The following is a 24,433-nucleotide window of genomic DNA, read 5'->3' on the forward strand; positions in this document are numbered from 1 at the left end:
TAACAGATATGTTTAACAAGTAACAAGAACTACGAGAAAAGGTATTCGGTTATTTACACAAAATTATTGACAGTCCCTTTCATTAATTAAAAATAGTTATATACCTAAAATAAAACATGACAATACTTCATACATAGTCCTATTACCCAAGTACGTCTAGAACGTTACTATCTGTAAAATCTTCAATACCATGTATTTCTTGTGAATCTTTTTCATTAAAATATAATTCATCCAAGATACTTTTCATAATTGGTTTGTGCTTTTCAAAAATACCTTCTCTTAGTTCATTATAAGCCTTCTCTTTTTTACCCTTATCTATATTAATAGAATATTGTTTATCAATATACAATTCATTTAGGTCTCTCAAAAAATCTCTAAATTTAGAATTTATTAATAAAACCACATCATCCCCATTATGATTTTTTCTATTTGTTATTTTAAAAACTTTATTTAGAGATTGCAGAACCTCTACCATTGTATCCCTTTCATTGATAATATCATTTTTGCAATATAGCCAGTCCAAAGACACATCAAACATTTCTGATATGGTTAATGCTTGATCTATTGGTATTTGTCGTTCACTCTCATATTTTTTTATTGTTGCAAGTGACAGATTTAATTTTTCGGCTAATTGTTCTTGAGTAAGATTTTTCATTTTTCTCAGTTCACTTAGGTTATTTTTCATATAAACCCCCATAAATAATATATTTACATCAAGGTGATACATATAGTATACCTTGATATAAATATATTACAAAGAGCATTGTGAAATGTATCATTCGAAATACTACTAGTCACTTATAAACACATTGGTTTTCTTATAAAGTTATAAATAGTTAGCGCTAACTTAAAAAACTTATAGAAAGAAGGAATTTACAATGCCAATTGCAAATGCATGGGTTTTTACTGAAACCAACTTCAATGCAGAAGAATTTTTAACTAACACACACAATCTTTTTAGATTAGTATCACAACGACCGTACACAAGTAAGAAAGATCCTAGTGAAAGTGGAGTAACATTAACTTTATTAATCACTAAAGATGATACGGAGTATGGAATAGACAAAAAAAGTGGTTTAGAACGTGACAACAATGTCCTAAATACGTTTGATGTAACTGTGCTTAATAATAAAACTTCTATTAATGTAAAAAAAGGCGAATACGTGAAACTTATTAATTACATTCCAGAGAAATCCTTTGTTATAGAGTTTGATTTGATTTTAAGATTTGAAGATGTTGAAAAAGTAAATGTCAAGACAAAGTAAAAAAATTAGTACAAGTAGAATCCAGAATGGGATCTATCTATACACAACACTTATCTTTCTTATAATAATCAAATTAATCATCTTAGTTGTAGACAATTTATTTGAAATAGGGGTTACGAAGTACAGTAACCCCTATTTTATAACCGTCATCGCTTCAATAATTATAATACAAGCTTTAACTTGGATGATAAGAAATAAGGGTTATAAAGGGATAAAGCATGCCTTAATCCACTATTCTACTGTACTGAATTTAAGAAGAGCTTTTTTAGATTCAAAATACTATAACATTAGATTTCGCCTTAATAAGAAAATAGCACAGCTACCAAGAATTAAAATTGAATTTGAAAAGGGTTTATCAATCGGTAAATTATATATTGAAAACATTCATATGGAAAAAGATATAAGTGCCAGTAATATATCGATTGCATTAAATAGATATGTTGTAGAAAGAAGTTATTTATCAAGAGATGAAAAATATTATATATTCGATATTTTTGAAAGCAACATTAATCGCCAACTTATTTTTCAAAGTTCAGATGAATTACGAGAGCATGCATTAGATTCAGATGAACAACATCTATTCATAGATAAATTTACAAGTATACCAATGCATAGTTCATTATTTGTTGGACAAACAGGATCTGGGAAAACATATGCACTGTATTCCTTGATTCTTCAAATGCTACTCAAAAGTGAAAAATATAAACTCTATTTTGTAGATCCAAAAAACTCGAGTCTATCTGTTATGGGAGAAAAGATAACTGTTCAAAATACAGCTTCAAACTTCAATGATATTGTTAATTTATTAAAAAAATTTATTGATTTAATGAATCAATCTAAATTTGAATTAAAAGAGAAGCTTGGCACAAAACTTGAAGCTACATATGCTGATTTTGGATACCCCTCACACGTTTTAATCTTTGATGAGTTTGCTAGCTTTCAATCCCAATTACAATCAATGGAGAAGAAAAAACGAGATGAGGTAATGTCTTTAATTTCACAAGTAGTTTTAGAAGGACGACAGCTAGGTTTCTTTATCTGGTTTGTTATGCAGAAATCAGATTCAAACTTAATACCAACTTATATACGCGAAAATCTTCCAGTAAAGTTTGTGATTGGTAGTGCCGAGAAGCAAACATACGTAACAGCCTTCGGACCAGGAGTGGATATTAAAGAAAAGGATTTCCAACTAGGTGAAGGACTTTTCGTTTGTCCTTTAATAGCAAACCAACCAAAAATTTGTCACTTTAGTTATTTAGACTTCAATATTCTAAATGCTGTGGAAGATTTAAATGAGTAAGCGGGGGTTATGTAATAACCCCCGCTCCAAAACAAATAAACTGCTTACTAAAGGCTGTTATAGCAGTGTTTATCGACTTAAAAAGAGTGGTTTCTTGTTAGATGTTCAAGTTGATGAGTTTACATTAGTTTTACAAGCAACAAAAAGACCTTCTTCCATTGAAACATGGCCTAGTCTAGCAAACTCTTTAATTTATGAATTTACCAGGTTATCAAACATTGAGTTAATACTTGGTGAATTAGTGAATTCTGCTGATTCGCTACCAAAGGGATATTCACATGGGTTCTCTTGTAAAAATGTACCATACTATTTTTCAATTGCTTATCATACAGATTTTATCCAAATGGGGGTTTGTATAAAGTTTTCTGCGCATGCTTGGATGAAATACAGGGAACAGTACGAGGTTCTTTTTAATCGTTCAATACAAATACATCAATTCATATCGAATATAGATAATAATGTTTTATATTCCTCAAGACTTTCACGAATCGATATTGCAATTGATTTTATTGATGAAGATATTTCAGTTAATACTATTTATAATCAACTATCTAAAAAGAACCAAATTGTTAAGACTTCATCTGGTAGACGAAATTTATCTAGTTTATCAGCATTAACCAAAAACAATGAAACCTCTACCTTTTATCTAGGTACAAAAGGAAAAAATATAAAAGCATTACTACGAGTTTATGATAAGAAGAAAGAACAAATTGAAACGATGGGAGTTCACTATCAAGAGTCTCTTCAATATAATAATTGGATAAGATTCGAAGCAGTGTTTAAAGGTTCATATGCACACGATGTATCTGCTAAATTAAAAAACATTAAAAACGATATAAAATTAAAAAACTTACTTGTTTCTGCTTTAACTGATCGATATCTTTTTTATTACGCAAAGTCCAATAAGTTAACAGTGTATAGCAAAAGGATGCTTAGTTTACTCGAAAAACAAACTTTTATGTTCAGCTCTCCATCACCACGAATGAACTTATTAGAACAATCTCAGCAACATATCTTGAATGGTTCTGGTTTATTTCCATATTTATTTAAGGTTCGTGATATATGGGGAGAAAAAGGATTAAATAAGTGTATAACATTTCTTCATAATGAATTTAATAATTATGAGCCAAACGATGATGTTATGTTATGGCTCAAAAAATATTCCGACATCTATATAGAACAAGGATATCCATTCAAATAATAATATTTTCATGTAAAAGGAGATGATACTTTATGAAAGCTATGCCAAGATTTGATATCCACCCTTATTTATTAACTCGTCAACAAGCGGCTGAATTTTTAGGGGTTGATCCAACATCATTCGATAAATATATTCGTTCTAATGAATCACTTGAGAGATTTATGGTAGGAAAACATGAACGATATACAATGAAGTCTTTAATTAACTTTATCGAATCACAATCTATATAATGTTTTGACAGTTGATATTATGCTAGTTACAGAATACAATACAAGTGTATTCAACTAGCATCTATCAACTTATTTTATGAAGGGAATTGATAGTGTGGCTAGTATTGTAAAACGTGGTAAATCATACAGAGCACAAGTTTCACTGTATAAACACGGACAGCATAAAAAACTCTCTCAAACATTTACAACTAAAAGAGAAGCGAGACTTTGGGCATTAGAAATGGAGCTGGCAAAAGGTGAAGGGAAAGAACTTGCATATAGAACAACCTCATTTGCTGATTTATTTGAAAATTGGATATACCTCGTAAAAGTAAATGATGTAAAAGAAACAACATTCCAAAATTATGTTCGTGCTTTAGGAATTATCCGTAACCTGTTCGGGGATATTCAATTAAAGGATTTGAACGATATTGTTGTTCAGAAGAAAATTGATGAATATGCAAAAACACGTTCGCGAAAAACAACGCATGAAGTTCTTCTAAAGATAAAAACATCTTTACGTGATGCATATGCTCGTGGCTATATTGCAAATGACTTTGCACCGTTAGTAAAAACACGTGGTATCGATCCACCAAAGCGAAACAAAGCATTATCGATTACAGACTTTAAAAAGCTTCGTAATCACGTCCTACAGCATTCAGATAACGAATTTAATACATTGGTATTACTTGCACTAGAAACAGGAATGCGACGTGGAGAATTACTAGCAATCCGACCTGACAGCCTTTATGAGTACGGTATAAAAGTCAGACATTCAATCAGCCCTACTTCTGACGATACTTCATTAAAAACTCAAAATGCAAAACGTGATGTATCTATTAACAAAGAAGTGTACGAGATTGTTCGTCAGATACCCGTGAAAAAGAATGGTTACATTTTTAACTTCGAAGGATTTAAGCAAGCGGAGATGTTAGCGAAATTGCTAGAGGACTTGGGAATTGAAAAAACAACCTTCCATGGCTTACGTGATACACATGCATCATTCTTGTTTGCACAAGACATTGATATCGCTTATGTATCACAAAGGTTAGGACATATAAACATTCAAACCACTCAAAATTATTATCTGGAATTAATGCCAGAAAAAAAGCACCAGCAAGATGCTGATGCTTTAAATCTGTTAAGTTCTTTATGAGGTTCAAGCTGATTTGAACCAACTTGAACCAAAAACCCTTTGTAAACGTTGATACAATAAGAAATTGATTAACGTTTTGAGAACTGAGGTGCACGACGTGCTTTTTTAAGACCGTATTTATAACGTTCTTTCATACGAGCATCACGAGTTAGGAAGCCCTCTGTTTTTAGAGCGCTACGATACTCAGGATTAGCTTCTAGTAATGCGCGTGCTACTCCGTGGCGAATAGCTCCTGCTTGACCAGTGAAGCCACCACCATGAACGTTAACAATAATGTCATATGTTCCTTGTGTTTCAGTTGCTACAAGTGGTTGGTTTAAAATTAACAACTGTGTTTCATATGGGAAATAATCGGCTGCGTTACGACCGTTAATGGTAATGTTCCCTGTACCAGGTATTAGACGTACGCGTGCAGTTGATTTTTTACGACGACCTGTGCCATAGTATTGTACTTGTGCCAAAATGTTTTACCTCCTTTTAGTTACCCACGAAGCTCATAAACTTCTGGTTTTTGTGCTTGATGATTGTGTTCAGCGCCTCTGAATACGTGAAGCTTCTTAGCCATTCTGCGACCTAGAGGACCTTTAGGAAGCATTCCGCTAACTGCCATCTCTAGCATACGCTCAGGGTATTTTGTACGCATTTCGTATGCATTACGTTCTTTTAAACCACCTGGATAGTTGGAATGGCGGTAATATTTCTTGTCTGTTAATTTGTTACCAGTTAATTCGATTTTCTCTGCATTAATGATAATAACATGGTCACCAGTATCTGCATGTGGTGTGTAAGTTGGTTTATGCTTTCCGCGAAGGATCGCAGCAACTTCACTTGCTAAACGACCTAATCGTTTGCCTTCTGCATCAACAACTAGCCATTTGCGTTCAATATTATTTTCATTTGCCATGAAAGTTGTGCGCATGTGTCTTTCCCTCCAAAATGTTCATATTAAATTTCTGTTCGTTCGTCTATTTCAACATAATTAGTTTCCGGGGCTAATCATGGTTTAGAAATAAAATGCCATAGATCATAATACACCAAATAGTACTAATATGTCAAGGTTTATCCGCTTCGAACTCTTCAACTTTTACAATAGTAAATCGATCTTACCCATAAGCCATTTTTCAATACGTCACACGCCACAAATAGAGGCCTTGTGCGGGCACTGTTTCGCCTACTGCCCGTCTATCCCTTTTTGACAACAAATCGTTTATATCAGCCGGATTACGTCTTCCCTGTCCTATATCTAATAATACACCTACTATGATTCGTACCATATTGTACAAAAAGCCACTTCCACGGAAAATAAATTCCATTTCCGATCTGTTCTTTTCACAGGATACTTGATAGAGTGTTCGTTGCTTGCTCCCTCTCGTTGTCGCTTTAGCGGAAGAAAAAGTAGTAAAATCATGCGTTCCCTCCAAATAACGGCATGCAGCTTGCATCGCCGATAAATCCAAAGCATACGGGAAAAAGTAAGTGTAATTGCGTTTAAATACATCTGGTTCCTCTTTATGGTAAACATAATAGCGATATTCCTTTTCAACTACATCATATCGGGCATGAAATGTATCTGGTACTGTCTCTACCTGTTTCACATATACATCATCAGGAAGCAACGTATTCAATGCTTGCTTCCAGTTGTATAAAGGGATGCTATAGGGCGAATCAAAGTGAATCGTCTGCCCTTTTGCGTGAACACCTGTATCTGTTCGGCCTGAGGGATGAATACGTATCGACTCCCCTTTATGCATTTTTAGTAAGGCGTTTTCTAATATCCCCTGCACCGTTCTTTTCCCAGGCTGGATTTGAAAGCCGGAGAAACCAGAACCATCATATTGAAGTGTACATTTTAATCGTTGCATGTTTTTGCAGCCTTTCTTCATCTAGTTCCTTGTGATTAATAATCCAATAATGACAATTACAAACAAAAGATATATCCAAACATCCAGCTTACTTAATTTTAATTCACGCAACTTGGTTCTGCCTTCGCCGCCTTGATAGCCTCTTGCTTCCATGGCCATTGCCAGTTCCTCTGCTCGTTTAAAGGCACTGACAAATAATGGAACGAGCAACGGTACAACAGCTTGTATTCTATCTTTGATCTTCCCTGTTCGAAAATCAACACCCCGTGAAGCTTGCGCTTTCGAAATTTTTTCTGTTTCTTGCAGCAAGGTTGGAATAAACCGAAGTGATATGGACATCATTAAAGCTAATTCGTGGACAGGAAAGCGCACTTTTTTTAATGGTTGTAGAATGCTTTCAATGGCATCTGTGATTTCTATTGGTGTCGTTGTTAATGTTAATAGCGACGTGACTAAGATAAGCAAAAAGAAGCGCATCGAAATAGCAAATCCTTGAATTAGCCCACCAGAATAGACCTGAAATGCAAAGACCTCAAAAACTACGGTTCCTTCTTTTGTAATAATCAAATGAAGAATAAACGTAAAGATGATCAAAAACCAGACAGGCATTAATCCCTTGAGTACAAATTTCAACGGTACACGAGATGTCAACATACTGGAGAGCGCAAAAATGGTTAGTATCGTATAGCTCCCAATATTATTAGCTAAAAAGACGATAAATACAAAAATAAAGATGATGGTAATTTTCGTTCGTGGGTCTAATCGGTGAACGAGGGAATTTCCTGGTACGTACTGACCAATAACCATGGCATTATTCACGACCTTTTCCCCCCTTTAATCACCGCTGCAATCGCTAAAGCTAATTCACGTTCAGACTGCCGTGTAAAACGAAAATCGGTGTTGAATTTGTCATTCCAGCGATCTAGAAAAGTCACTACTTCCGGTGTATCGAGTTGGACTTTCTGCAATGCTTCTTTTTGCACGAACACTTCTTCTGGTTTGCCTTCCATATATTTTCTGCCTTTATTTAGGATGAGGACATGATCCGCATACGTGACTGCATCCTCCATACTATGAGTAACGAGGATGGTAGTCAGTTTCTCTGCTTGATGCCTTTTATAGAACATATTCATCATTTCTTTTTGCCCTCTGGGGTCAAGACCAGCAGTTGGCTCGTCCAACACAAGGACGCTTGGTTTTGTAGCCAAAACGCCTGCTATAGCAACCCGGCGCATTTGTCCACCGCTTAAGTCAAACGGGGAGCGTTCCAAATAATCCTCTGTTAATCCGACCGCTTGTAATGCTTCTCTTACCCGGTGTTGTATTTCGCTATCCCCAACACCAAAATTTTTCGGTCCAAAGCTAATATCCTTAGCTACTGTTTCTTCAAATAGTTGATGCTCCGGATACTGAAATACGACACCAACATTGCTTCTTAATTGTTTCATATCCTTAGGTTTTTTATCTGCCGTTAACTGAAAATCCCCTATCTTTACTTTCCCTGCAGTCGGCTGCACTAGACCATTTAAATGCTGAATTAATGTTGATTTTCCTGATCCAGTATGACCAACAATGGCCAAAAATGTTCCTGAAGGGACATGAAAACTTAACTGGTCAATGGCTTTATGAGCAAATGGTGAATGCTGTTGATAGATATAGCTTACGTTTTCGAATGTAATATCCATAGGTCCTCCAACAGTTCTTCATAATTTAAAGGTTCTTTTGTGATGGGGATATCATACTGCTTTAAAGCTTTTGCTAATGAGGCAATAAATGGAACATCTAAACCAATTGCACGTAAAGCATCTTGTTTAGAAAAAAGAGCTCTTGGGCTAGACTCCTCCCAAACCTGACCTTCATTCATAACGATAACTCGATCCGCTTGGACAATTTCTTGTAGATCGTGAGTAATCGTCAGTAACGTTACGTCCTTATTTACCTTTAAATTGGTGACAGTTTTCATAATATCTTTTCTGCCTCGCGGATCCAGCATCGCAGTTGCTTCATCTAGAATAAGGACTTTAGGAGATACAGCCAATACACTTGCAATTGCTACACGCTGCTTTTGTCCACCCGACAACCGATGCGGTTCGGTTAACCGATAATCTTCCATGCGAACTGCCTGAAGAACATCATCTAAGCGTGCCAGCATTTCTTCTCTAGGAAATCCTCTGTTTTCCATGCCAAATGCAACGTCATCTTGTACCGTTGTGCCAACAAATTGGTTATCTGGATTTTGAAATACCATCCCCACATCTTTACGGATATCCCATATCGTTTCTTCCTGTACTTTTTTTCCAGCAACATAAATTTCTCCTTCTTGTGGAAACAAAAGACCATTCATTAATTTCGCAATCGTTGACTTCCCTGATCCATTATGACCAATTATGGCTACCCATTCTTGCTCATAGATCTCAAAGCTACAGTTTTTCAGTACCCATGGCTGCTCGTCTCCATATCGAAATGATACATTTCTAAACTCAACCAATTTGAGATTGCTCATCTAAACTCCTCCTCTTACTTCTTATGCCAAGAAAGGGTACATTTTTAATGCTTCGCAGTTTCTCTTGTTCTGCTAAAAGAAAGTAAACTGACATTTAGGTTTTCCCTAAAACAGAGTAGGAAATGCAAGTACAAAAAAAGGGCCTGGATGTACCTCGTAGAAGAGATTCAGTCCTGCCCTTGTCGCTGTGGTTACATTAAACTAGTTCAATAATTGCCATTTTCGCACCATCACCTTGACGAGCGCCCAATTTAAGAACACGTGTGTATCCACCTTGACGGTCTTCATAACGCGGAGCTACATCATTAAAAAGCTTTTGAATAACATTTTCGTTTTCATTTGCTTCTTGATTGTATAAGAATGATGCTGCTTGACGGCGCGCGTGAAGGTCCCCACGTTTGCCTAATGTAATCATTTTATCAACAACGGATTTTAGTTCCTTCGCTTTTGCTTCTGTTGTTTCAATCCGCTCATGAATAATTAAATCAGAGGCAAGGTTGCGAAGTAGAGCCAAGCGTTGATCCGATGTACGACCTAATTTTCTAGCCATGGACTATCCCTCCCTTTCTTTGATGACTTTTTGAAAGTTTTCCATCCAAAACGAATAACCTGATAAGTCTATAGCCTACATGAGGTCTTCCTTGTTTTATCTTTTCTTACGTACATCCTCTATCCTTCCTTGCAAAAGAAAAGAAAGCTACTATTGCCTTCTGTAAACGCAAAAAAGTGATGCAATGAACGAAAGCAAACGGTCAGTACTGAATGGAGTAATTCGTGTATGCAAGCACTGTATACTAGTGCATCGTTATTTTCTAAAGATATCTGTACGATTAGTCATCGTCCCGTAAACTAAGACCTAAATCACTTAGCTTCACTTTTACTTCTTCTAACGATTTACGTCCAAGGTTACGTACTTTCATCATATCTTCTTCAGATTTATTTGCTAGTTCTTGTACGGTATTAATTCCAGCACGCTTTAGACAGTTATAGGATCTGACAGAAAGATCTAGCTCTTCAATCGTCATTTCCATCACTTTCTCTTTTTGGTCTTCTTCTTTCTCAACCATAATTTCAGCGTTTTTCGCTTCATCTGTTAACCCTACAAAAATATTAAGATGTTCCGTAAAGACTTTCGCTCCTAAGGAAACAGCTTCTTCAGGTCGAATGCTGCCGTCTGTATGCACATCAAGCGTCAATTTATCGAAGTTTGCCACTTGACCGACACGTGTATTCTCTACTTGGTAGGTTACCCTTGATACTGGAGTGAAGATGGAATCAACTGGAATTATCCCGATTGGCTGATCATCACGTTTGTTTGCTTCAGCAGGACGGTACCCGCGTCCACGTTCTGCTGTAATCTTCATATGCAAGCTGCCTTTGCTATTTAACGTAGCAATTAGCAAATCTGGATTTAAGACTTCTACATCACTATCATATGTTAGATCTGCAGCCGTAACTTTTCCTTCTCCCTGCACATCAATCTCTAATGTTTTCTCTTCATCAGAGTAGATTTTTAGCGCTAGTTTTTTCAGATTCAAAATAATTGTTGTCACATCTTCAACAACACCATCAATCGTTGAAAATTCATGTAGCGCTCCATCAATTTGAACTGATGTCACAGCAGCTCCTGGAAGTGAGGATAGTAGGATACGACGCAAGGAGTTTCCTAGAGTGGTACCATATCCACGTTCAAGCGGTTCGACTACGAATTTTCCAAATGTAGCATCATCGCTGATTTCTACCGTCTCAATTTTTGGTTTTTCAATTTCGATCATTCCATAAAACCCTCCTTTAAAACGTCGAAACCCCGGTTAGACTGTTGTCTAACCGAAATTCCTCAAAAAAGGCAGTTGGCGTTTCTGCACTACCTGTAAAATCTTTCGTACGTTCTTGTCTTGTGGATGCTCTGTCCCTAAAGGATACACTCCTTTAGACTTTTAGCTATCATAACCCATTATAGACAGGGTGACAAATTATATACGGTATAATTATACACGACGACGTTTTGGTGGGCGGCAACCGTTATGAGGTACTGGTGTTACATCACGAATAGCTGTAACTTCCAAACCAGCTGCCTGAAGAGAACGAATAGCTGCTTCACGTCCAGCTCCTGGTCCTTTGACAGTTACTTCAAGAGTTTTCATACCATTGTCAATTGCTGATTTAGCAGCAGTTTCAGCTGCCATTTGAGCAGCAAATGGAGTAGATTTCTTTGAACCCTTAAAGCCTAATGCGCCAGCTGAGCTCCATCCAACAGCGTTACCTTGGGTATCAGTAATTGTAACAATCGTATTGTTGAACGTAGAACGAATGTGTGCTACACCTGACTCAATATTTTTTTTCACACGACGTTTACGTGCGGTTGATTTTTGTGCCATTACCTATTAACCTCCTTTAACGTTTATTTTTTCTTCCCAGCAATCGCGCGACGTGGTCCTTTACGAGTACGTGAATTGTTTTTCGTTTTTTGTCCACGAACCGGAAGTCCACGGCGATGACGGATCCCGCGATATGAGCCGATTTCAATTAAACGTTTGATATTTAGAGACACTTCACGACGAAGATCCCCTTCAATTGTATACTCATCTGTAGCTTTACGAATTCTTCCTAATTCGTCCTCTGTTAGGTCGCGTACACGAGTGTCTTCAGAAACGCCTGCTTCTTTAAGGATTTTTTGGGCAGTAGTTTTTCCAATTCCGTAAATGTACGTTAAGGAAATGACTACGCGTTTATCACGTGGGACATCAATACCTGCAATACGTGCCATATAGTTTTAACACCTCCTGTTTGTTATCCTTGTTTTTGTTTATGCTTTGGATTTTCACAAATAACCATTACTTTTCCATTTCGTTTAATGACTTTACATTTTTCACAAATGGGTTTTACAGATGCTCTTACTTTCATCATCTTTACCTCCTTTAATATCGGAGCTCACTTATTTATAACGGTACGTAATTCGTCCTCTGGTTAAATCATACGGAGAAAGTTCCACCGTTACTTTATCGCCTGGAAGAATGCGAATAAAGTGCATACGAATTTTCCCGGATACGTGGGCTAATACCGTATGACCATTTTCCAACTCCACATTAAACATTGCATTTGGCAATGTTTCAGTTACGGTTCCTTCCACTTCAATTACATCGTCTTTCGCCATCGTGTTGATCTCCCTTCTTCAAATCAGTCACAACTTCATTGACAAATTTTGCTATGGCAAATCGCAATTTACCATTTGTGACACGACCAGTTTCTAGAAGGCTGTTTTGGACTTCTGGAGAAATATAATCCATTAACTCGATATGATGAAGATTCTTTTTCTTTGGTCGATCATATTTACGTTTTTCCCCATCTGCAAGCAAGACATACTTATCATCGACAGATTTAATAACGACTGCGTATTGACCCGCTTCACGTCCTTGCATAATACGAACAACTTGACCTATCAGCGGAATCGAATCATCTTCGTTCAACAACGATCACCTTCACTTAGGCTATAGTTTATATGGTTCGCCTGTTTATTCAAAAGAGTTACTCATTTTTATCAGTGTGTCACGTTCTCATCTATATAGGAATACGCCGTTCTTCTCACGACTTATTATAACTTTTCATTGCTAGAAATGCATCCCATGCAGTTCATGTGACTACTTTTCTATTTTAGCTTGAATATCCTGAAACACTTGATCAATGTCCTGATCCCCGTTTACCGTTACAAGATATCCTTTTTCATCATAAAAGTCTAATAACGGCTTCGTTTGCTCTATATTTACAGATAGGCGTTTCTTCACCGTAGCTGGCTTATCATCATCTCGCTGGATTAAGCTTGAGCCATCTTTATCACAGATCCCGTCTTCTTTTGGCGGGTTATAAACTACGTGGTACGTTGTTCCGCATGTTGGACAAATTCTACGACCAGTTAGACGCTCCACTAATTTTTCTTCTGGTACATCTACATGAATGACGTAATCAATGGATTGATTGATATCCCGCAATAGACTTTGTAATGCTTCTGCTTGAGCAATCGTCCTGGGGAAACCATCTAATAGAAACCCATTTTTACAATCATCCTTACTCAAGCGTTCTTTGACAATACCGTTAGTAACTTCATCTGGAACAAGTTCTCCTCGGTCCATATATTCTTTTGCTTTTTTACCTAGGTCTGTTCCCTCTTTAATGGCTAAACGGAACATATCTCCTGTTGAAATATGAGGGATATTATATTTTTCGTTTATCTTTTCCGCCTGTGTACCTTTTCCGGCACCTGGCAGACCCATTAAAATTAAATTCAACAGATTTCCCCTCGCTCTCGTCTTTCGGCAAAACTACTTAATAAATCCTTTGTAGTGACGCTTTACCAATTGGCTTTCCAATTGCTTCATTGTTTGCAGAGCTACACCAACAACAATCAGTAAACTCGTTCCACCAATTTGCACGGATTGCGGCAAATTAGCAATTCCGCTTAAAGCTAGTGGCAAGACAGATACAGCTGCTAAGAATAAGGCACCAACAAATGTTAAGCGATACAATACTCTTGTTAAATAGGTTTCTGTGTTTTTACCAGGACGAATTCCTGGTATATAACCGCCTTGCTTTTGTAGATTCTCAGCCATTTGTTCTGGATTTACTTGAACAAAGGTATAAAAATACGTAAACGCGATGATTAACGAAACATAAATAACCATACCTATTGGCTTTGTATAATCAAAAATACGCTGAATAGTTGCAGCAATATCGTTTCCTTCAAAAAAAGTGGCAATTGTGCTTGGTGCCATAATAAACGCAACAGCGAAGATAACTGGAATAACACCTGCAGCGTTCACTTTTAAAGGCAAGTGTGTCGATTGGCCGCCTACTGGAGAACGATTAACAAGCTTTTTCGCATATTGAATGGGTATTTTGCGTAATGCTTGTTGAATAAAAATAACTCCAACCGTTACTGCAATAACAACCAAAGCAATTAAAGCAACAATAACAATATTGATAAACAGCTCATCACCAGGATTGATAAAATACTGGCTGTAAAGCTGTTGCATGCCGTTTGGTACTGCTGCTACAATACCTGCAAATATGATAATCGAAATTCCGTTACCGACTCCATTAGCTGTAATTTGTTCTCCAAGCCACATTAAAAATGCTGTTCCACTTGTTAAAACAATGGCAATAACAACGAATTTCATTGGACCAGGATCCGCAATTAGCAAACCATTGGCCATTGCATTAAATCCTATTGACATGGCAATTGCCTGTATAAATGCAAGAACAATAGTGCCATAACGCGTAACTTGGGCAAGCTTTTTCCTTCCTGCATCGCCTTGTTTTTTCCATTCTGCAAATTTAGGTACAACGTCCATTTGCAATAACTGCATAATAATGGATGCCGTAATATAAGGCATGATTCCCATTGCAAAAATGGAGAAGTTTTGCAATGCGCCCCCACCAAACGTATTTAAAAAGCCAAACACATTTTGTGAGTTCATAAAATCAATTGCCTGCTTATCAGTAAAAGGCACAGGTATAAATGTGCCTAGACGGAAGACAACTAGCATCAATAGCGTAAAAATTATTTTCCGTCTTATATCACCTACGCGCATAAAATTGGAGATTGTACGGAACATTAGATCACCTCTATTTGACCGCCCGCTGCCTCGATTGCTTCTTTAGCTGAAGCAGAGAACTTATGAGCTTTTACTGTTAGTTTTTTCTCCATAGAGCCGTTGCCAAGTACTTTAATACCTGCTTTCAACTTGCTAACTACGCCTTCTTCCAGTAATAGCTCAGGTGTTATTTCTGTGCCATCTTCAAAACGATTTAATGTGTCAAGATTTACGATAGCAAACTCTTTACGGTGAATGTTGGTAAATCCACGCTTCGGCAAGCGCTGAAATAGTGGTAATTGACCACCTTCAAACCCTGGACGAGTTCCGCCACCAGAGCGTGCTTTTTGTCCTTTATGTCCACGTCCTGAAGTTTTCCCGTTGCCAGATGACATTCCACGACCTACACGATTACGATTCTTACGTGTACCTTCTGCAGCCTTCAATTCATGAAGTTTCATGCGAGCACCTCCTCTTTACGCTTATTTCGTATTTAAACCTCTTTAACCGTTAGTAAATGAGATACTTTGTTGACCATGCCGCGAACAGCTGGTGTATCTTCATGAACAACCGATTGGCGAATTTTCTTTAATCCTAATGCTTGAACAGTTTTTCTTTGTACTTCTGTTCCACCAATAACACTGCGCGTGAGGGTTATTTCTAGTTTTTTAGACATAACAGTTCCCTCCTTATCCTAACAGTTCTTCTACAGACTTTCCACGTAGTTTTGCTACATCTTCTGCGCGCTTTAAGTTCGTTAAACCATTGATTGTTGCACGGATCATATTAATCGGCGTGTTTGAACCTAATGATTTCGTTAGTATATCACCTACACCAGCAAGTTCCAAAATTGCACGTACTGGACCACCAGAGATAACACCTGTACCTTCTGCTGCTGGTTTTAATAATACATTACCTGAACCAAATTGACCATGAATTTCATGTGGAATAGTGGTTCCGACGATAGGCACGGTAATTAGATTTTTCTTCGCATCATCGACTGCTTTTTTAATTGCTTCTGGTACCTCTTGTGCTTTTCCTGTACCAAAACCTACATGACCATTTTTATCTCCGACAACGACTAGAGCTGCAAAGCGGAAATTACGCCCACCTTTAACAACTTTTGCAACACGGTTGACCGCAACCACACGCTCTTCAAGATCTAACTTGTTCGGATCAATGTTTTTATTCATGTATGTCCCTCCTTTATCGTTTAAAATTCAAGACCTGCTTCTCTCGCAGACTCTGCTAAAGCTTTCACACGTCCATGATAAAGGTAGCCTCCGCGGTCAAAGACAACCGATTTGTAACCTTTATCCTGAGCACGTTTAGCTATCATTTCTCCAACTTGTTTTGCAGCCTCCACATTACTAGTAACCCCTGTCAAGTTTAGTTCACTATCCTTTGTAGAAGCACTTGCAACTGTTTTGCTATTTTCATCATCAATTAGTTGTACATAGATGTGTTTATTTGAACGGTAAACGTTTAGACGAGGACGCTGCTCAGTACCGTGAACAGTTTTACGCACACGTGCGTGTCTTCTTTTACGTACCATATTTTTATCTGGTTTTGTAATCACTTAGGTCACTCCTTTCTGCTACCTAGTCTTACTTGGCAGTTTTACCTTCTTTACGACGTACATATTCGCCTTCGTAACGAATTCCTTTACCTTTATAAGGCTCTGGTGGACGTATTGCTCTGATTTTAGAAGCAACTGCTCCCACAAGCTCCTTATCAATACCTTTAATGATAAGCTGTGTGTTTTTTGGTACGTCAATTTCGATTCCGTCAATTGGATCAATTTCTACAGGGTGTGAGTAACCAGCATTGATGACTACTTTGTTTCCCTGTTTTTGCGCACGGTAACCGACACCGATAATTTCAAGAGACTTTTCAAAGCCTTTATTTACTCCTTCAACCATATTGTTGATTAGGCTTCGTGTAGTACCATGTAATGCGCGGTGGTCTTTGTGATCGCTTGGGCGCTCTAGTGTGATCACATTACCTTCCATGTTTATTTTAATATCGTGATGTAGATTTCTTGTTAATTCACCTTTTGGTCCTTTAACTGTAATAACAGTACCATCGAACTTCACTTCTACACCTTGGGGAATTTCGATTGGTTTAAGTCCTATACGAGACATTCCATGCACCTCCTCATCTTTAACTATTCCATTACCAGACGTATGCTAATACTTCGCCACCAACAGCTTGGGAACGTGCTTCTTTGTCGGAAAGCACTCCTTTGGAAGTTGAAACGATAGCAATTCCTAAACCATTAAGTACACGAGGTACCTCATTGGCTTTAGCATAAACACGTAGTCCTGGTTTGCTTATACGTTTAATACCTGTAATTACTCGCTCTTCATTCGCACCATATTTAAGGAAGATACGAAGGATACCTTGCTTGTTATCCTCGACAAGCTCATAGTCTGTAACGAAGCCTTCTCGTTTAAGAATATCAGCGATCTCCTTTTTCATCTTTGATGCAGGAAGTTCTAATTTCTCATGTTTTACCATGTTCGCATTACGAATACGAGTAAGCATATCTGCAATTGGATCTGTCATAACCATTCATCATTACCTCCTTCCCAAATCGGGGTTTACCAGCTTGCTTTTTTGACACCAGGAATTTGACCTTTATAGGCAAGTTCGCGGAAACAAATACGGCAAAGTTTAAATTTACGGATTACAGAATGCGGACGCCCACAGCGCTCACAGCGTGTATACTCACGTACTTGATATTTCTGCGGACGCTTTTGTTTTGCAATCATTGATTTTTTAGCCACTATTTTCCCTCCTTGTATTAGCTCTTTTGCTTACTTTTGGAAAGGCATGCCTAACTGAGCCAGAAGTTCACGAGCTTCTTCATCCGTGTTAGACGTTGTAACAATTACAATATCCATACCACGAATTTTACTTACTTTATCATAATTAATTTCTGGGAAAATGAGCTGTTCTTTAACTCCTAATGTGTAGTTACCGCGACCATCAAATGCTTTCTTTGACACACCACGGAAGTCACGCACACGCGGAAGTGATACAGCGATAAGCTTTTGTAAAAATTCGTACATACGCTCACCGCGAAGGGTTACTTTCGCACCAATCGGCATTCCTTCACGAAGGCGAAATCCAGCGATCGATTTTTTTGCACGAGTAATCATTGGCTTTTGACCAGAAATTAACGCTAACTCTTCGACAGCATTATCCAAAGCTTTTGAGTTCTGAACTGCGTCACCAACACCCATGTTAACTACAATTTTTTCAATAGCTGGCACTTGCATTACAGACTCATAGTTAAATTTATTCATTAAAGATGGTAGTACTTCATCTTGATATTTTTTCTTCAATTGATTCATCATGTCGCCCTCCTTTCGCTGAACCTATTTATCTAACGCTTCACCGGATTTTTTAGCGATACGGACTTTCTTTCCATCACGTACTTCGTAACCAACACGGGTTGGCTCTCCGGATTTACGATCTATTGGCATCACGTTAGAAACATGAATCGGTGCTTCCTGGTTAAGAATTCCCCCTTGTGGGTTTTCTTGGGAAGGTTTGGCATGTTTTTTAACCATGTTAATTCCTTCTACAAGCACTCGGTCTTTTTTCGGGTATGCTTCTAAGATCGTGCCTTCTTTTCCACGGTCTTTGCCTGAAATGATTTTTACTTTATCACCTTTTTTTACATGCATGCTTAACGCACCTCCTAACAAGGCTAATTTTTAGCTTATAATACTTCTGGAGCAAGAGATACGATTTTCATGAACTTTGCATCACGTAATTCACGTGCAACCGGTCCAAAAATACGAGTTCCTCTTGGACTTTTATCATCACGAACAATTACCGCTGCATTTTCATCAAAACGAATATATGATCCATCTTTACGGCGTGCACCAGATTTGGAACGTACAATAACTGCTCTTACTACATCACCTTTTTTGACAACGCCGCCTGGTGTTGCTTCTTTTACCGAACAAACAACAACGTCACCAATATTAGCGGTTTTTCGTCCGGATCCGCCCAATACTTTGATGGTTAATAATTCACGTGCTCCAGAGTTATCTGCAACTTTTAAACGAGTTTCCTGTTGAATCATATCGCTGTAACCTCCCTTCGGATACCTTCCGAGCGAACTTTATTATATAATTACCGCTTCTTCAACAATCTCAACGAGGCGAAAATGTTTTGTAGCTGAAAGCGGACGAGTTTCCATGATGGTTACGATATCGCCAACTTTTGCTTGGTTATTCTCATCATGTGCTTTAAATTTCTTTGAGTATTTAACACGTTTTCCGTATAGCTTATGGAATTTATATGTTTCCACTAGAACGGAAATGGTTTTATCCATTTTATCGGAAACCACACGGCCAGTGTATACTTTACGATCATTGCGTTCAGTCATTTTGAGGTTTACCTCCTCTCAAGAATTCTAGTTATTTACGCTAAGCTCACGTTGACGAACAACGGTTTTCATCCGTGCAATTGATTTTCTTACTTCACGAATACGTGCAGTGTTTTCTAATTGACCAGTTGCAAGCTGGAAGCGTAAGTTGAATAGTTCTTCTTTCAAACCTTTTACTTTTTGCTCAATTTCGGCAGTGGTTAGTTCTCTAATCTCATTAGCCTTCATTGCTTTCACCACCAATTTCTTCACGTTTTACAAATTTTGTTTTAATCGGGAGTTTATGAGAAGCAAGACGTAGTGCTTCACGAGCAACCTCTTCAGATACTCCTGCGATTTCAAACATAATTTTCCCTGGCTTAACTACTGCTACCCATCCTTCTGGAGCACCTTTACCGGAACCCATTCGAACTTCTAGGGGTTTTGCAGTATATGGTTTGTCAGGGAAGATTTTAATCCAAACTTTACCGCCACGCTTCATGTAACGAGTCATTGCAATACGAGCAGCCTCAATCTGACGGCTAGTAATCCATGACGGTTCTACTGCTTGCAGACCATATTCACCGAAAGCTACAGTTGTGCCACCTTTGGCTTGGCCTCTCATTTTACCACGATGTTGTCTACGATATTTTACACGTTTAGGCATTAACATAATGCAGTGCCCCCTTCCTTATTTGTTTGTTTTAGTTGGAAGGACTTCACCACGATATACCCACACTTTGACACCTAACTTACCATACGTAGTGTCTGCTTCTGCTGTACCATAATCGATATCAGCACGTAGCGTGTGTAGTGGTACTGTCCCTTCGCTGTAGTGTTCCGCACGAGCGATGTCTGCGCCACCAAGACGTCCGGATACTTGCGTTTTAATTCCTTTTGCGCCTGCACGCATAGCACGTTGAATAGCCTGCTTTTGTGCACGACGGAATGAAATACGATTTTCTAATTGACGCGCAATATTTTCAGCAACTAATGTTGCATTAAGATCTACTTTTTTAATTTCTACGATATTTATATGAACTCGCTTGCCTGTTAAACTGTTCAAAGCTTTGCGTAGGGATTCTACTTCAGAACCGCCTTTACCAATAACCATACCTGGTTTTCCAGTGTGAATCGTAATGTTCACTCGATTTGCTGCACGTTCAATATCAATAGAGGAAACAGCAGCTATCTTCAAGCGGTTTTCCAGATATTCTCTAATTTTAATGTCTTCATGTAATAAGTCTGCATAGTCCTTGCCAGCATACCATTTTGACTCCCAGTCTTTAATGATGCCAACACGAAGACCAGTTGGATTTACTTTTTGACCCACTGACTAACCCTCCTTCTTTTCTGTTACCACTACTGTAATGTGGCTTGTGCGTTTGTTAATTCTGCTTGCACGACCTTGTGCACGTGGACGGAAACGTTTCAAAGTAACGCCTTCGTTTACATAAGCTTCCGAAACAACCAGATTATCTGTGTCCATTTCATAATTGTGCTCTGCATTTGCCACGGCAGAGTTTAACACTTTTTCTACGACTGGAGAAGCACCGCGTTGTGTATGGCGTAAAATCGCAATTGCTTCACCCACATTTTTTCCTCGAATCAGATCAACGACTAATCGTACTTTACGAGGAGCAATACGAACCGATTTTGCAACGGCTTTAGCTTGCATGTTGTGTGCCTCCTCTCCTATTAGCGTTTTGTTTTCTTATCATCGCCACTATGTCCTTTAAAGGTACGTGTTGGCGCAAATTCTCCTAATTTATGACCGACCATATCTTCTGTAACATAGACAGGTACATGCTTGCGTCCGTCATATACCGCTATAGTATGTCCTACGAAATTAGGGAAAATAGTTGAACGACGTGACCAGGTTTTAATTACCTGCTTTTTATCACTTTCGTTTAGTGCTTCGACTTTTTTCATCAGATGGTCATCTGCAAAAGGTCCTTTTTTCAAACTGCGACCCATGGATAAACCTCCTTTCGCATTGGAGAGACGGGCTTATTTTCCCGCCACTGTTTTTGGTTATTTTTTACGTTTACGAACGATATATTTATCAGATGGCTTGTTACGTTGACGTGTCTTGTAACCAAGTGTTGGTTTACCCCAAGGTGACATTGGTGACTTACGGCCAATTGGAGCGCGTCCTTCACCACCACCGTGTGGGTGATCATTCGGGTTCATAACAGATCCGCGGACAGTTGGACGAATGCCTAACCAACGAGAGCGTCCAGCTTTACCTACACGGATAAGTTCATGTTCAATATTACCTACTTGACCTACGGTTGCACGGCAAGTTGATAGAATCAAACGGACTTCACCAGAAGCTAAACGGACTAAAGTATACTTTCCATCACGTCCGAGTACCTGTGCTTCTGCACCAGCTGAGCGTGCAAGTTGCCCTCCGCGACCTGGCTTCAACTCGATGTTGTGAATAACTGTACCTACAGGAATGTTTACTAAAGGTAATGCATTACCTAATTTAATATCTGCATCTGCTCCAGAAACAATTTCCTGACCTACTTTCAACCCTTTTGGAGCTATAATATAACGCTTTTCTCCGTCAGCATAGTTAATTAGAGCAATGTTTGCTGAACGGTTTGGATCATATTCAATAGTAGCAACGCGTCCAGGTACACCATCTTTATCCCGTTTGAAATCGATGATACGGTATTGACGCTTGTGACCGCCACCTTGATGACGAACAGTTAATTTCCCTTGATGGTTACGACCACCACGTTTGTGCAGTGGAGCTAAAAGGGATTTTTCAGGCGTATCTGTAGTAATTTCTGCAAAATCAGATACGGACATATTACGTCTACCGTTGGACGTTGGTCTGAATTTTTTAATCGCCATCTTTATTTCCCTCCTTCACGAACTTTTTATTTATGCTTCAAAGAAATCTAATTCTTTACTATCTTCTGAAAGTTGAACAACAGCTTTTTTGCGGTCTGAACGGTATCCACCGTAACGACCCATACGCTTAAACTTCCCTTTTACATTCATGGTGTTTACTTTTACTACTTTCACTCCAAATACTTGTTCAACAGCATCTTTTATTTCTGTTTTATTTGCTTTAGGAGTTACTTCAAAAGTATATTTTTTTTCTGCCATTAAATCAGCTGAATGTTCTGTAATGACAGGGCGCTTTATAATATCACGTGGATCTTTCATTATGCAAGCACCTCCCCTGCTTTTTCAGCTGCCTCTTTTGTTAAGATCAGCTTGTCATGGCCAAGCAAGTCTAATACATTCATCTCTTCCACTGTTAAAACAGTTACAGTTGGAAGGTTATTCATAGAACGAACAACGTTCTCTTCTTTTTCAGCCACTACGATTAATGCTTTTGTGTCTACATTTAATGCTGTTAGCATTTTAATTGCTTCTTTTGTTTTAGGCTCATCAAAAGTGAGGCTTTCTAAAACAACAAGGTTATTTTCCTTTGTTTTGGAAGAAAGTGCAGATTTAAGTGCTAAACGACGTACTTTCTTTGGTAATTTATAGCTGTAGCTACGTGGTGTTGGACCAAATACGGTACCTCCGCCAACCCATTGTGGGGAACGAATAGAACCTTGGCGTGCACGACCAGTTCCTTTTTGACGCCATGGTTTACGACCACCGCCACGTACTTCAGAACGGTTTTTTACCGCATGCGTACCTTGACGCATAGATGCACGTTGCATGACTACTGCTTCATGTAATACATGCGTATTTGGTTCGATGCCAAATACGGAATCATTTAATTCCAACTCACCAGCTTGAGCTCCATCTTGTTTTAGTAGTGCTACTTTAGGCATGACATATCCTCCCTTCGTCTGTGTGATTAGTTAGCCTTGATTGCACTCGTGATTTTTACGAATGATTTCTTTGCACCTGGAACGTTACCTTTTACTAGTAGTAAATTGCGCTCTTCATCTACTTTCACTACTTCAAGGTTTTGAATAGTTACTTGATCTCCACCCATACGTCCTGGTAGTGGTCTTCCTTTGAATACACGCATTGGATCGACTGCACCTAGCGAACCTGGGCCTCTGTGATAGTGGGAACCGTGAGTTTCCGGGCCACGTTGTTGATTGTGGCGTTTAATGGAACCTTGGAATCCTTTCCCTTTTGTAGTTCCTGTTACATCAATTTTATCGCCAGCTGCGAATACATTCACACTAACTTCTTGACCAACTTCATAGTCGTCAAGCTTCGCGTTACGGATTTCACGAACGTAGCGCTTAGGGGTTGTGTTTGCTTTTTCAGCATGACCTTTTTCCGCTTTATTCGTACGTGATTCCTTTACGTCAGCAACACCAAGCTGGATTGCTTCGTAACCATCATTTTCTAGTGTTCTCTTTTGTAATACGACGTTTGGCTCAGCCTCAATTACAGTTACAGGCATCAATTCTCCTGTTTCAGAGAAAAGCTGAGTCATGCCGATTTTACGACCTAAGATTCCTTTCGTCATCCGTTACACCTCCTATTTAAAACTCTATTATAGTTTGATTTCAATATCTACACCAGACGGTAAGTCTAAACGCATTAGTGAATCTACAGTCTGTGGTGTAGGACTAACAATATCGATTAAACGTTTATGTGTACGCATCTCGAATTGCTCGCGTGAATCCTTGTATTTATGAACCGCACGCAACACTGTGTATACTGATTTTTCAGTAGGTAGCGGAATTGGACCCGATACGTTAGCACCAGAGCGTTTCGCCGTGTCGACAATTTTCTCAGCTGATTGATCTAAAATACGGTGATCATAAGCTTTCAAACGGATTCTAATCTTTTCTTTTGCCATTATTTTCCCTCCTTTATTCGCCCATTTTGGAATAGACATACTCTGCAGAAATTTCTTGACCACTCGCCATGGCAAAGGGGCCGTGTGTGCCAACAACCTTCTGCTTCATCGCCTTGAACGGCCAACATTCTCATTATATAGAATGGCGTTCATATATGCAACCCTTT

At 38.4% G+C, this 24,433-nt stretch carries 42 protein-coding genes; 5 read left to right on the forward strand and 37 right to left on the reverse strand.

The features are described 5' to 3' along the window. Positions 1 to 142: 142 nt before the first annotated feature. Positions 143 to 685, reverse strand: coding sequence for a helix-turn-helix transcriptional regulator (locus D1839_RS13565; protein ID WP_158589664.1), 543 nt, complete (start codon positions 683 to 685; stop codon positions 143 to 145). Between the two features lie 193 nt (positions 686 to 878). On the opposite strand from D1839_RS13565, the gene D1839_RS13570 reads away from it, so the two are divergent. The 5 genes from D1839_RS13570 (at position 879) to D1839_RS13590 (ending at position 5,131) form a co-directional block, all read left to right on the forward strand. Further along, a complete protein-coding gene (locus tag D1839_RS13570; protein ID WP_120380551.1) occupies positions 879 to 1,265 on the forward strand; it encodes a hypothetical protein in 387 nt (128 codons plus the stop codon). After that, entirely contained in the window at positions 1,249 to 2,565 is a 1,317-nt protein-coding gene (locus D1839_RS13575; protein WP_120380550.1) for an FtsK/SpoIIIE domain-containing protein, read from the forward strand. Before D1839_RS13570 ends, D1839_RS13575 begins: the two co-directional genes overlap by 17 nt. After that, positions 2,558 to 3,766, forward strand: a complete 1,209-nt coding sequence (locus D1839_RS13580) for a replication initiation factor domain-containing protein (protein ID WP_199690173.1) — start codon at positions 2,558 to 2,560, stop codon at positions 3,764 to 3,766. Before D1839_RS13575 ends, D1839_RS13580 begins: the two co-directional genes overlap by 8 nt. Positions 3,767 to 3,798: 32 nt before the next feature. Beyond that, positions 3,799 to 3,996 carry a helix-turn-helix domain-containing protein gene (locus D1839_RS13585; RefSeq protein WP_120380549.1) on the forward strand — a complete coding sequence of 66 codons (198 nt, stop codon included), beginning with the start codon at positions 3,799 to 3,801 and terminating at the stop codon, positions 3,994 to 3,996. A gap of 94 nt (positions 3,997 to 4,090) precedes the next feature. Then, positions 4,091 to 5,131: a tyrosine-type recombinase/integrase gene (locus D1839_RS13590; RefSeq protein WP_120380548.1), complete on the forward strand. Its 1,041-nt coding sequence runs from the start codon at positions 4,091 to 4,093 to the stop codon at positions 5,129 to 5,131. A 68-nt stretch (positions 5,132 to 5,199) separates the two neighbouring features. On the opposite strand, the gene rpsI is transcribed toward D1839_RS13590, so the two are convergent. The 36 genes from rpsI to rpsJ form a co-directional block, all read right to left on the reverse strand. Then, a complete protein-coding gene (gene rpsI / locus D1839_RS13595; protein ID WP_120380547.1) occupies positions 5,200 to 5,592 on the reverse strand; it encodes a 30S ribosomal protein S9 in 393 nt (130 codons plus the stop codon). 20 nt (positions 5,593 to 5,612) lie between these two features. Then, complete coding sequence (gene rplM / locus D1839_RS13600) at positions 5,613 to 6,050, reverse strand: 50S ribosomal protein L13 (RefSeq protein WP_050349608.1); 438 nt, start codon at positions 6,048 to 6,050, stop codon at positions 5,613 to 5,615. A gap of 202 nt (positions 6,051 to 6,252) precedes the next feature. Next, positions 6,253 to 6,993: a tRNA pseudouridine(38-40) synthase TruA gene (gene truA, locus D1839_RS13605; protein WP_120380556.1), complete on the reverse strand. Its 741-nt coding sequence runs from the start codon at positions 6,991 to 6,993 to the stop codon at positions 6,253 to 6,255. 21 nt (positions 6,994 to 7,014) lie between these two features. Beyond that, entirely contained in the window at positions 7,015 to 7,812 is a 798-nt protein-coding gene (locus D1839_RS13610) for an energy-coupling factor transporter transmembrane component T family protein (protein ID WP_120380546.1), read from the reverse strand. Next, complete coding sequence (locus D1839_RS13615; RefSeq protein WP_120380545.1) at positions 7,809 to 8,678, reverse strand: energy-coupling factor ABC transporter ATP-binding protein; 870 nt, start codon at positions 8,676 to 8,678, stop codon at positions 7,809 to 7,811. The genes D1839_RS13610 and D1839_RS13615 overlap by 4 nt, the downstream gene beginning before the upstream one ends. Beyond that, positions 8,654 to 9,496, reverse strand: coding sequence for an energy-coupling factor ABC transporter ATP-binding protein (locus tag D1839_RS13620; RefSeq protein WP_120380544.1), 843 nt, complete (start codon positions 9,494 to 9,496; stop codon positions 8,654 to 8,656). The genes D1839_RS13615 and D1839_RS13620 overlap by 25 nt, the downstream gene beginning before the upstream one ends. A 196-nt stretch (positions 9,497 to 9,692) precedes the next feature. Beyond that, positions 9,693 to 10,046, reverse strand: a complete 354-nt coding sequence (rplQ, locus tag D1839_RS13625; protein WP_120380543.1) for a 50S ribosomal protein L17 — start codon at positions 10,044 to 10,046, stop codon at positions 9,693 to 9,695. 280 nt (positions 10,047 to 10,326) lie between these two features. Beyond that, a complete protein-coding gene (locus tag D1839_RS13630) occupies positions 10,327 to 11,271 on the reverse strand; it encodes a DNA-directed RNA polymerase subunit alpha (protein ID WP_120380542.1) in 945 nt (314 codons plus the stop codon). Positions 11,272 to 11,484: 213 nt separating this feature from the next. Further along, complete coding sequence (gene rpsK / locus D1839_RS13635) at positions 11,485 to 11,874, reverse strand: 30S ribosomal protein S11 (RefSeq protein WP_050349615.1); 390 nt, start codon at positions 11,872 to 11,874, stop codon at positions 11,485 to 11,487. Positions 11,875 to 11,897: 23 nt separating this feature from the next. Then, positions 11,898 to 12,263: a 30S ribosomal protein S13 gene (gene rpsM / locus D1839_RS13640; protein WP_050349616.1), complete on the reverse strand. Its 366-nt coding sequence runs from the start codon at positions 12,261 to 12,263 to the stop codon at positions 11,898 to 11,900. 23 nt (positions 12,264 to 12,286) lie between these two features. Further along, the gene (gene rpmJ, locus D1839_RS13645; protein ID WP_005999442.1) at positions 12,287 to 12,400 is read right to left on the reverse strand and encodes a 50S ribosomal protein L36; all 114 of its coding nucleotides are present in this window, start codon (positions 12,398 to 12,400) and stop codon (positions 12,287 to 12,289) included. A 31-nt stretch (positions 12,401 to 12,431) separates the two neighbouring features. Then, complete coding sequence (gene infA, locus D1839_RS13650; protein WP_010095735.1) at positions 12,432 to 12,650, reverse strand: translation initiation factor IF-1; 219 nt, start codon at positions 12,648 to 12,650, stop codon at positions 12,432 to 12,434. Next, positions 12,628 to 12,966: a KOW domain-containing RNA-binding protein gene (locus D1839_RS13655; protein ID WP_199690170.1), complete on the reverse strand. Its 339-nt coding sequence runs from the start codon at positions 12,964 to 12,966 to the stop codon at positions 12,628 to 12,630. Before D1839_RS13655 ends, infA begins: the two co-directional genes overlap by 23 nt. 168 nt (positions 12,967 to 13,134) lie before the next feature. Beyond that, the gene (locus D1839_RS13660) at positions 13,135 to 13,779 is read right to left on the reverse strand and encodes an adenylate kinase (protein WP_120380541.1); all 645 of its coding nucleotides are present in this window, start codon (positions 13,777 to 13,779) and stop codon (positions 13,135 to 13,137) included. 33 nt (positions 13,780 to 13,812) lie between these two features. Then, positions 13,813 to 15,105 carry a preprotein translocase subunit SecY gene (gene secY, locus D1839_RS13665; protein ID WP_120380540.1) on the reverse strand — a complete coding sequence of 431 codons (1,293 nt, stop codon included), beginning with the start codon at positions 15,103 to 15,105 and terminating at the stop codon, positions 13,813 to 13,815. Then, positions 15,105 to 15,545 (reverse strand): 50S ribosomal protein L15, encoded by a 441-nt coding sequence (gene rplO, locus D1839_RS13670; protein ID WP_120380539.1) that lies wholly within the window; start codon positions 15,543 to 15,545, stop codon positions 15,105 to 15,107. The genes secY and rplO overlap by 1 nt, the downstream gene beginning before the upstream one ends. A 32-nt stretch (positions 15,546 to 15,577) precedes the next feature. Further along, a complete protein-coding gene (rpmD, locus tag D1839_RS13675; RefSeq protein ID WP_050349621.1) occupies positions 15,578 to 15,760 on the reverse strand; it encodes a 50S ribosomal protein L30 in 183 nt (60 codons plus the stop codon). Between the two features lie 13 nt (positions 15,761 to 15,773). Next, positions 15,774 to 16,277 carry a 30S ribosomal protein S5 gene (gene rpsE, locus D1839_RS13680; RefSeq protein ID WP_050349622.1) on the reverse strand — a complete coding sequence of 168 codons (504 nt, stop codon included), beginning with the start codon at positions 16,275 to 16,277 and terminating at the stop codon, positions 15,774 to 15,776. Between the two features lie 20 nt (positions 16,278 to 16,297). Then, positions 16,298 to 16,663: a 50S ribosomal protein L18 gene (gene rplR, locus D1839_RS13685; protein ID WP_120380538.1), complete on the reverse strand. Its 366-nt coding sequence runs from the start codon at positions 16,661 to 16,663 to the stop codon at positions 16,298 to 16,300. 28 nt (positions 16,664 to 16,691) lie between these two features. Further along, positions 16,692 to 17,228, reverse strand: coding sequence for a 50S ribosomal protein L6 (rplF, locus tag D1839_RS13690; protein WP_120380537.1), 537 nt, complete (start codon positions 17,226 to 17,228; stop codon positions 16,692 to 16,694). Between the two features lie 31 nt (positions 17,229 to 17,259). Further along, positions 17,260 to 17,658 (reverse strand): 30S ribosomal protein S8, encoded by a 399-nt coding sequence (gene rpsH / locus D1839_RS13695; RefSeq protein ID WP_050349625.1) that lies wholly within the window; start codon positions 17,656 to 17,658, stop codon positions 17,260 to 17,262. Between the two features lie 29 nt (positions 17,659 to 17,687). Next, positions 17,688 to 17,873 carry a type Z 30S ribosomal protein S14 gene (locus tag D1839_RS13700; RefSeq protein WP_019375521.1) on the reverse strand — a complete coding sequence of 62 codons (186 nt, stop codon included), beginning with the start codon at positions 17,871 to 17,873 and terminating at the stop codon, positions 17,688 to 17,690. A 30-nt stretch (positions 17,874 to 17,903) separates the two neighbouring features. Then, a complete protein-coding gene (rplE, locus tag D1839_RS13705; protein ID WP_050349626.1) occupies positions 17,904 to 18,443 on the reverse strand; it encodes a 50S ribosomal protein L5 in 540 nt (179 codons plus the stop codon). A gap of 24 nt (positions 18,444 to 18,467) precedes the next feature. Continuing rightward, positions 18,468 to 18,779, reverse strand: a complete 312-nt coding sequence (rplX, locus tag D1839_RS13710; RefSeq protein ID WP_120380536.1) for a 50S ribosomal protein L24 — start codon at positions 18,777 to 18,779, stop codon at positions 18,468 to 18,470. A gap of 35 nt (positions 18,780 to 18,814) precedes the next feature. After that, positions 18,815 to 19,183, reverse strand: coding sequence for a 50S ribosomal protein L14 (gene rplN, locus D1839_RS13715; RefSeq protein WP_050349628.1), 369 nt, complete (start codon positions 19,181 to 19,183; stop codon positions 18,815 to 18,817). Between the two features lie 42 nt (positions 19,184 to 19,225). After that, complete coding sequence (gene rpsQ, locus D1839_RS13720) at positions 19,226 to 19,489, reverse strand: 30S ribosomal protein S17 (protein WP_120380535.1); 264 nt, start codon at positions 19,487 to 19,489, stop codon at positions 19,226 to 19,228. A 27-nt stretch (positions 19,490 to 19,516) separates the two neighbouring features. Next, the gene (rpmC, locus tag D1839_RS13725) at positions 19,517 to 19,717 is read right to left on the reverse strand and encodes a 50S ribosomal protein L29 (RefSeq protein WP_050349630.1); all 201 of its coding nucleotides are present in this window, start codon (positions 19,715 to 19,717) and stop codon (positions 19,517 to 19,519) included. Then, positions 19,707 to 20,141: a 50S ribosomal protein L16 gene (gene rplP / locus D1839_RS13730; protein ID WP_050349631.1), complete on the reverse strand. Its 435-nt coding sequence runs from the start codon at positions 20,139 to 20,141 to the stop codon at positions 19,707 to 19,709. Before rplP ends, rpmC begins: the two co-directional genes overlap by 11 nt. Positions 20,142 to 20,159: 18 nt before the next feature. Next, on the reverse strand, positions 20,160 to 20,801 hold the full coding sequence (gene rpsC, locus D1839_RS13735; protein WP_120380534.1) for a 30S ribosomal protein S3: 642 nt from the start codon (positions 20,799 to 20,801) through the stop codon (positions 20,160 to 20,162). Positions 20,802 to 20,804: 3 nt separating this feature from the next. Further along, positions 20,805 to 21,146, reverse strand: a complete 342-nt coding sequence (rplV, locus tag D1839_RS13740; protein ID WP_120380533.1) for a 50S ribosomal protein L22 — start codon at positions 21,144 to 21,146, stop codon at positions 20,805 to 20,807. Positions 21,147 to 21,166: 20 nt separating this feature from the next. Then, positions 21,167 to 21,445, reverse strand: coding sequence for a 30S ribosomal protein S19 (rpsS, locus tag D1839_RS13745; protein ID WP_120380532.1), 279 nt, complete (start codon positions 21,443 to 21,445; stop codon positions 21,167 to 21,169). Between the two features lie 57 nt (positions 21,446 to 21,502). After that, positions 21,503 to 22,333, reverse strand: a complete 831-nt coding sequence (rplB, locus tag D1839_RS13750) for a 50S ribosomal protein L2 (RefSeq protein WP_120380531.1) — start codon at positions 22,331 to 22,333, stop codon at positions 21,503 to 21,505. Positions 22,334 to 22,363: 30 nt separating this feature from the next. Next, a complete protein-coding gene (rplW, locus tag D1839_RS13755; RefSeq protein WP_050349636.1) occupies positions 22,364 to 22,651 on the reverse strand; it encodes a 50S ribosomal protein L23 in 288 nt (95 codons plus the stop codon). After that, entirely contained in the window at positions 22,651 to 23,274 is a 624-nt protein-coding gene (gene rplD, locus D1839_RS13760) for a 50S ribosomal protein L4 (protein WP_120380530.1), read from the reverse strand. The genes rplW and rplD overlap by 1 nt, the downstream gene beginning before the upstream one ends. Positions 23,275 to 23,300: 26 nt before the next feature. Then, positions 23,301 to 23,930, reverse strand: coding sequence for a 50S ribosomal protein L3 (gene rplC, locus D1839_RS13765; protein WP_120380529.1), 630 nt, complete (start codon positions 23,928 to 23,930; stop codon positions 23,301 to 23,303). Positions 23,931 to 23,957: 27 nt separating this feature from the next. Continuing rightward, the gene (rpsJ, locus tag D1839_RS13770) at positions 23,958 to 24,266 is read right to left on the reverse strand and encodes a 30S ribosomal protein S10 (protein ID WP_026569043.1); all 309 of its coding nucleotides are present in this window, start codon (positions 24,264 to 24,266) and stop codon (positions 23,958 to 23,960) included. Positions 24,267 to 24,433: the final 167 nt, after the last annotated feature.

The sequence above is a fragment of the Roseburia sp. 1XD42-34 genome (assembly GCF_009917385.1).
Lineage (GTDB): Bacteria > Bacillota > Bacilli > Bacillales > Amphibacillaceae > Virgibacillus.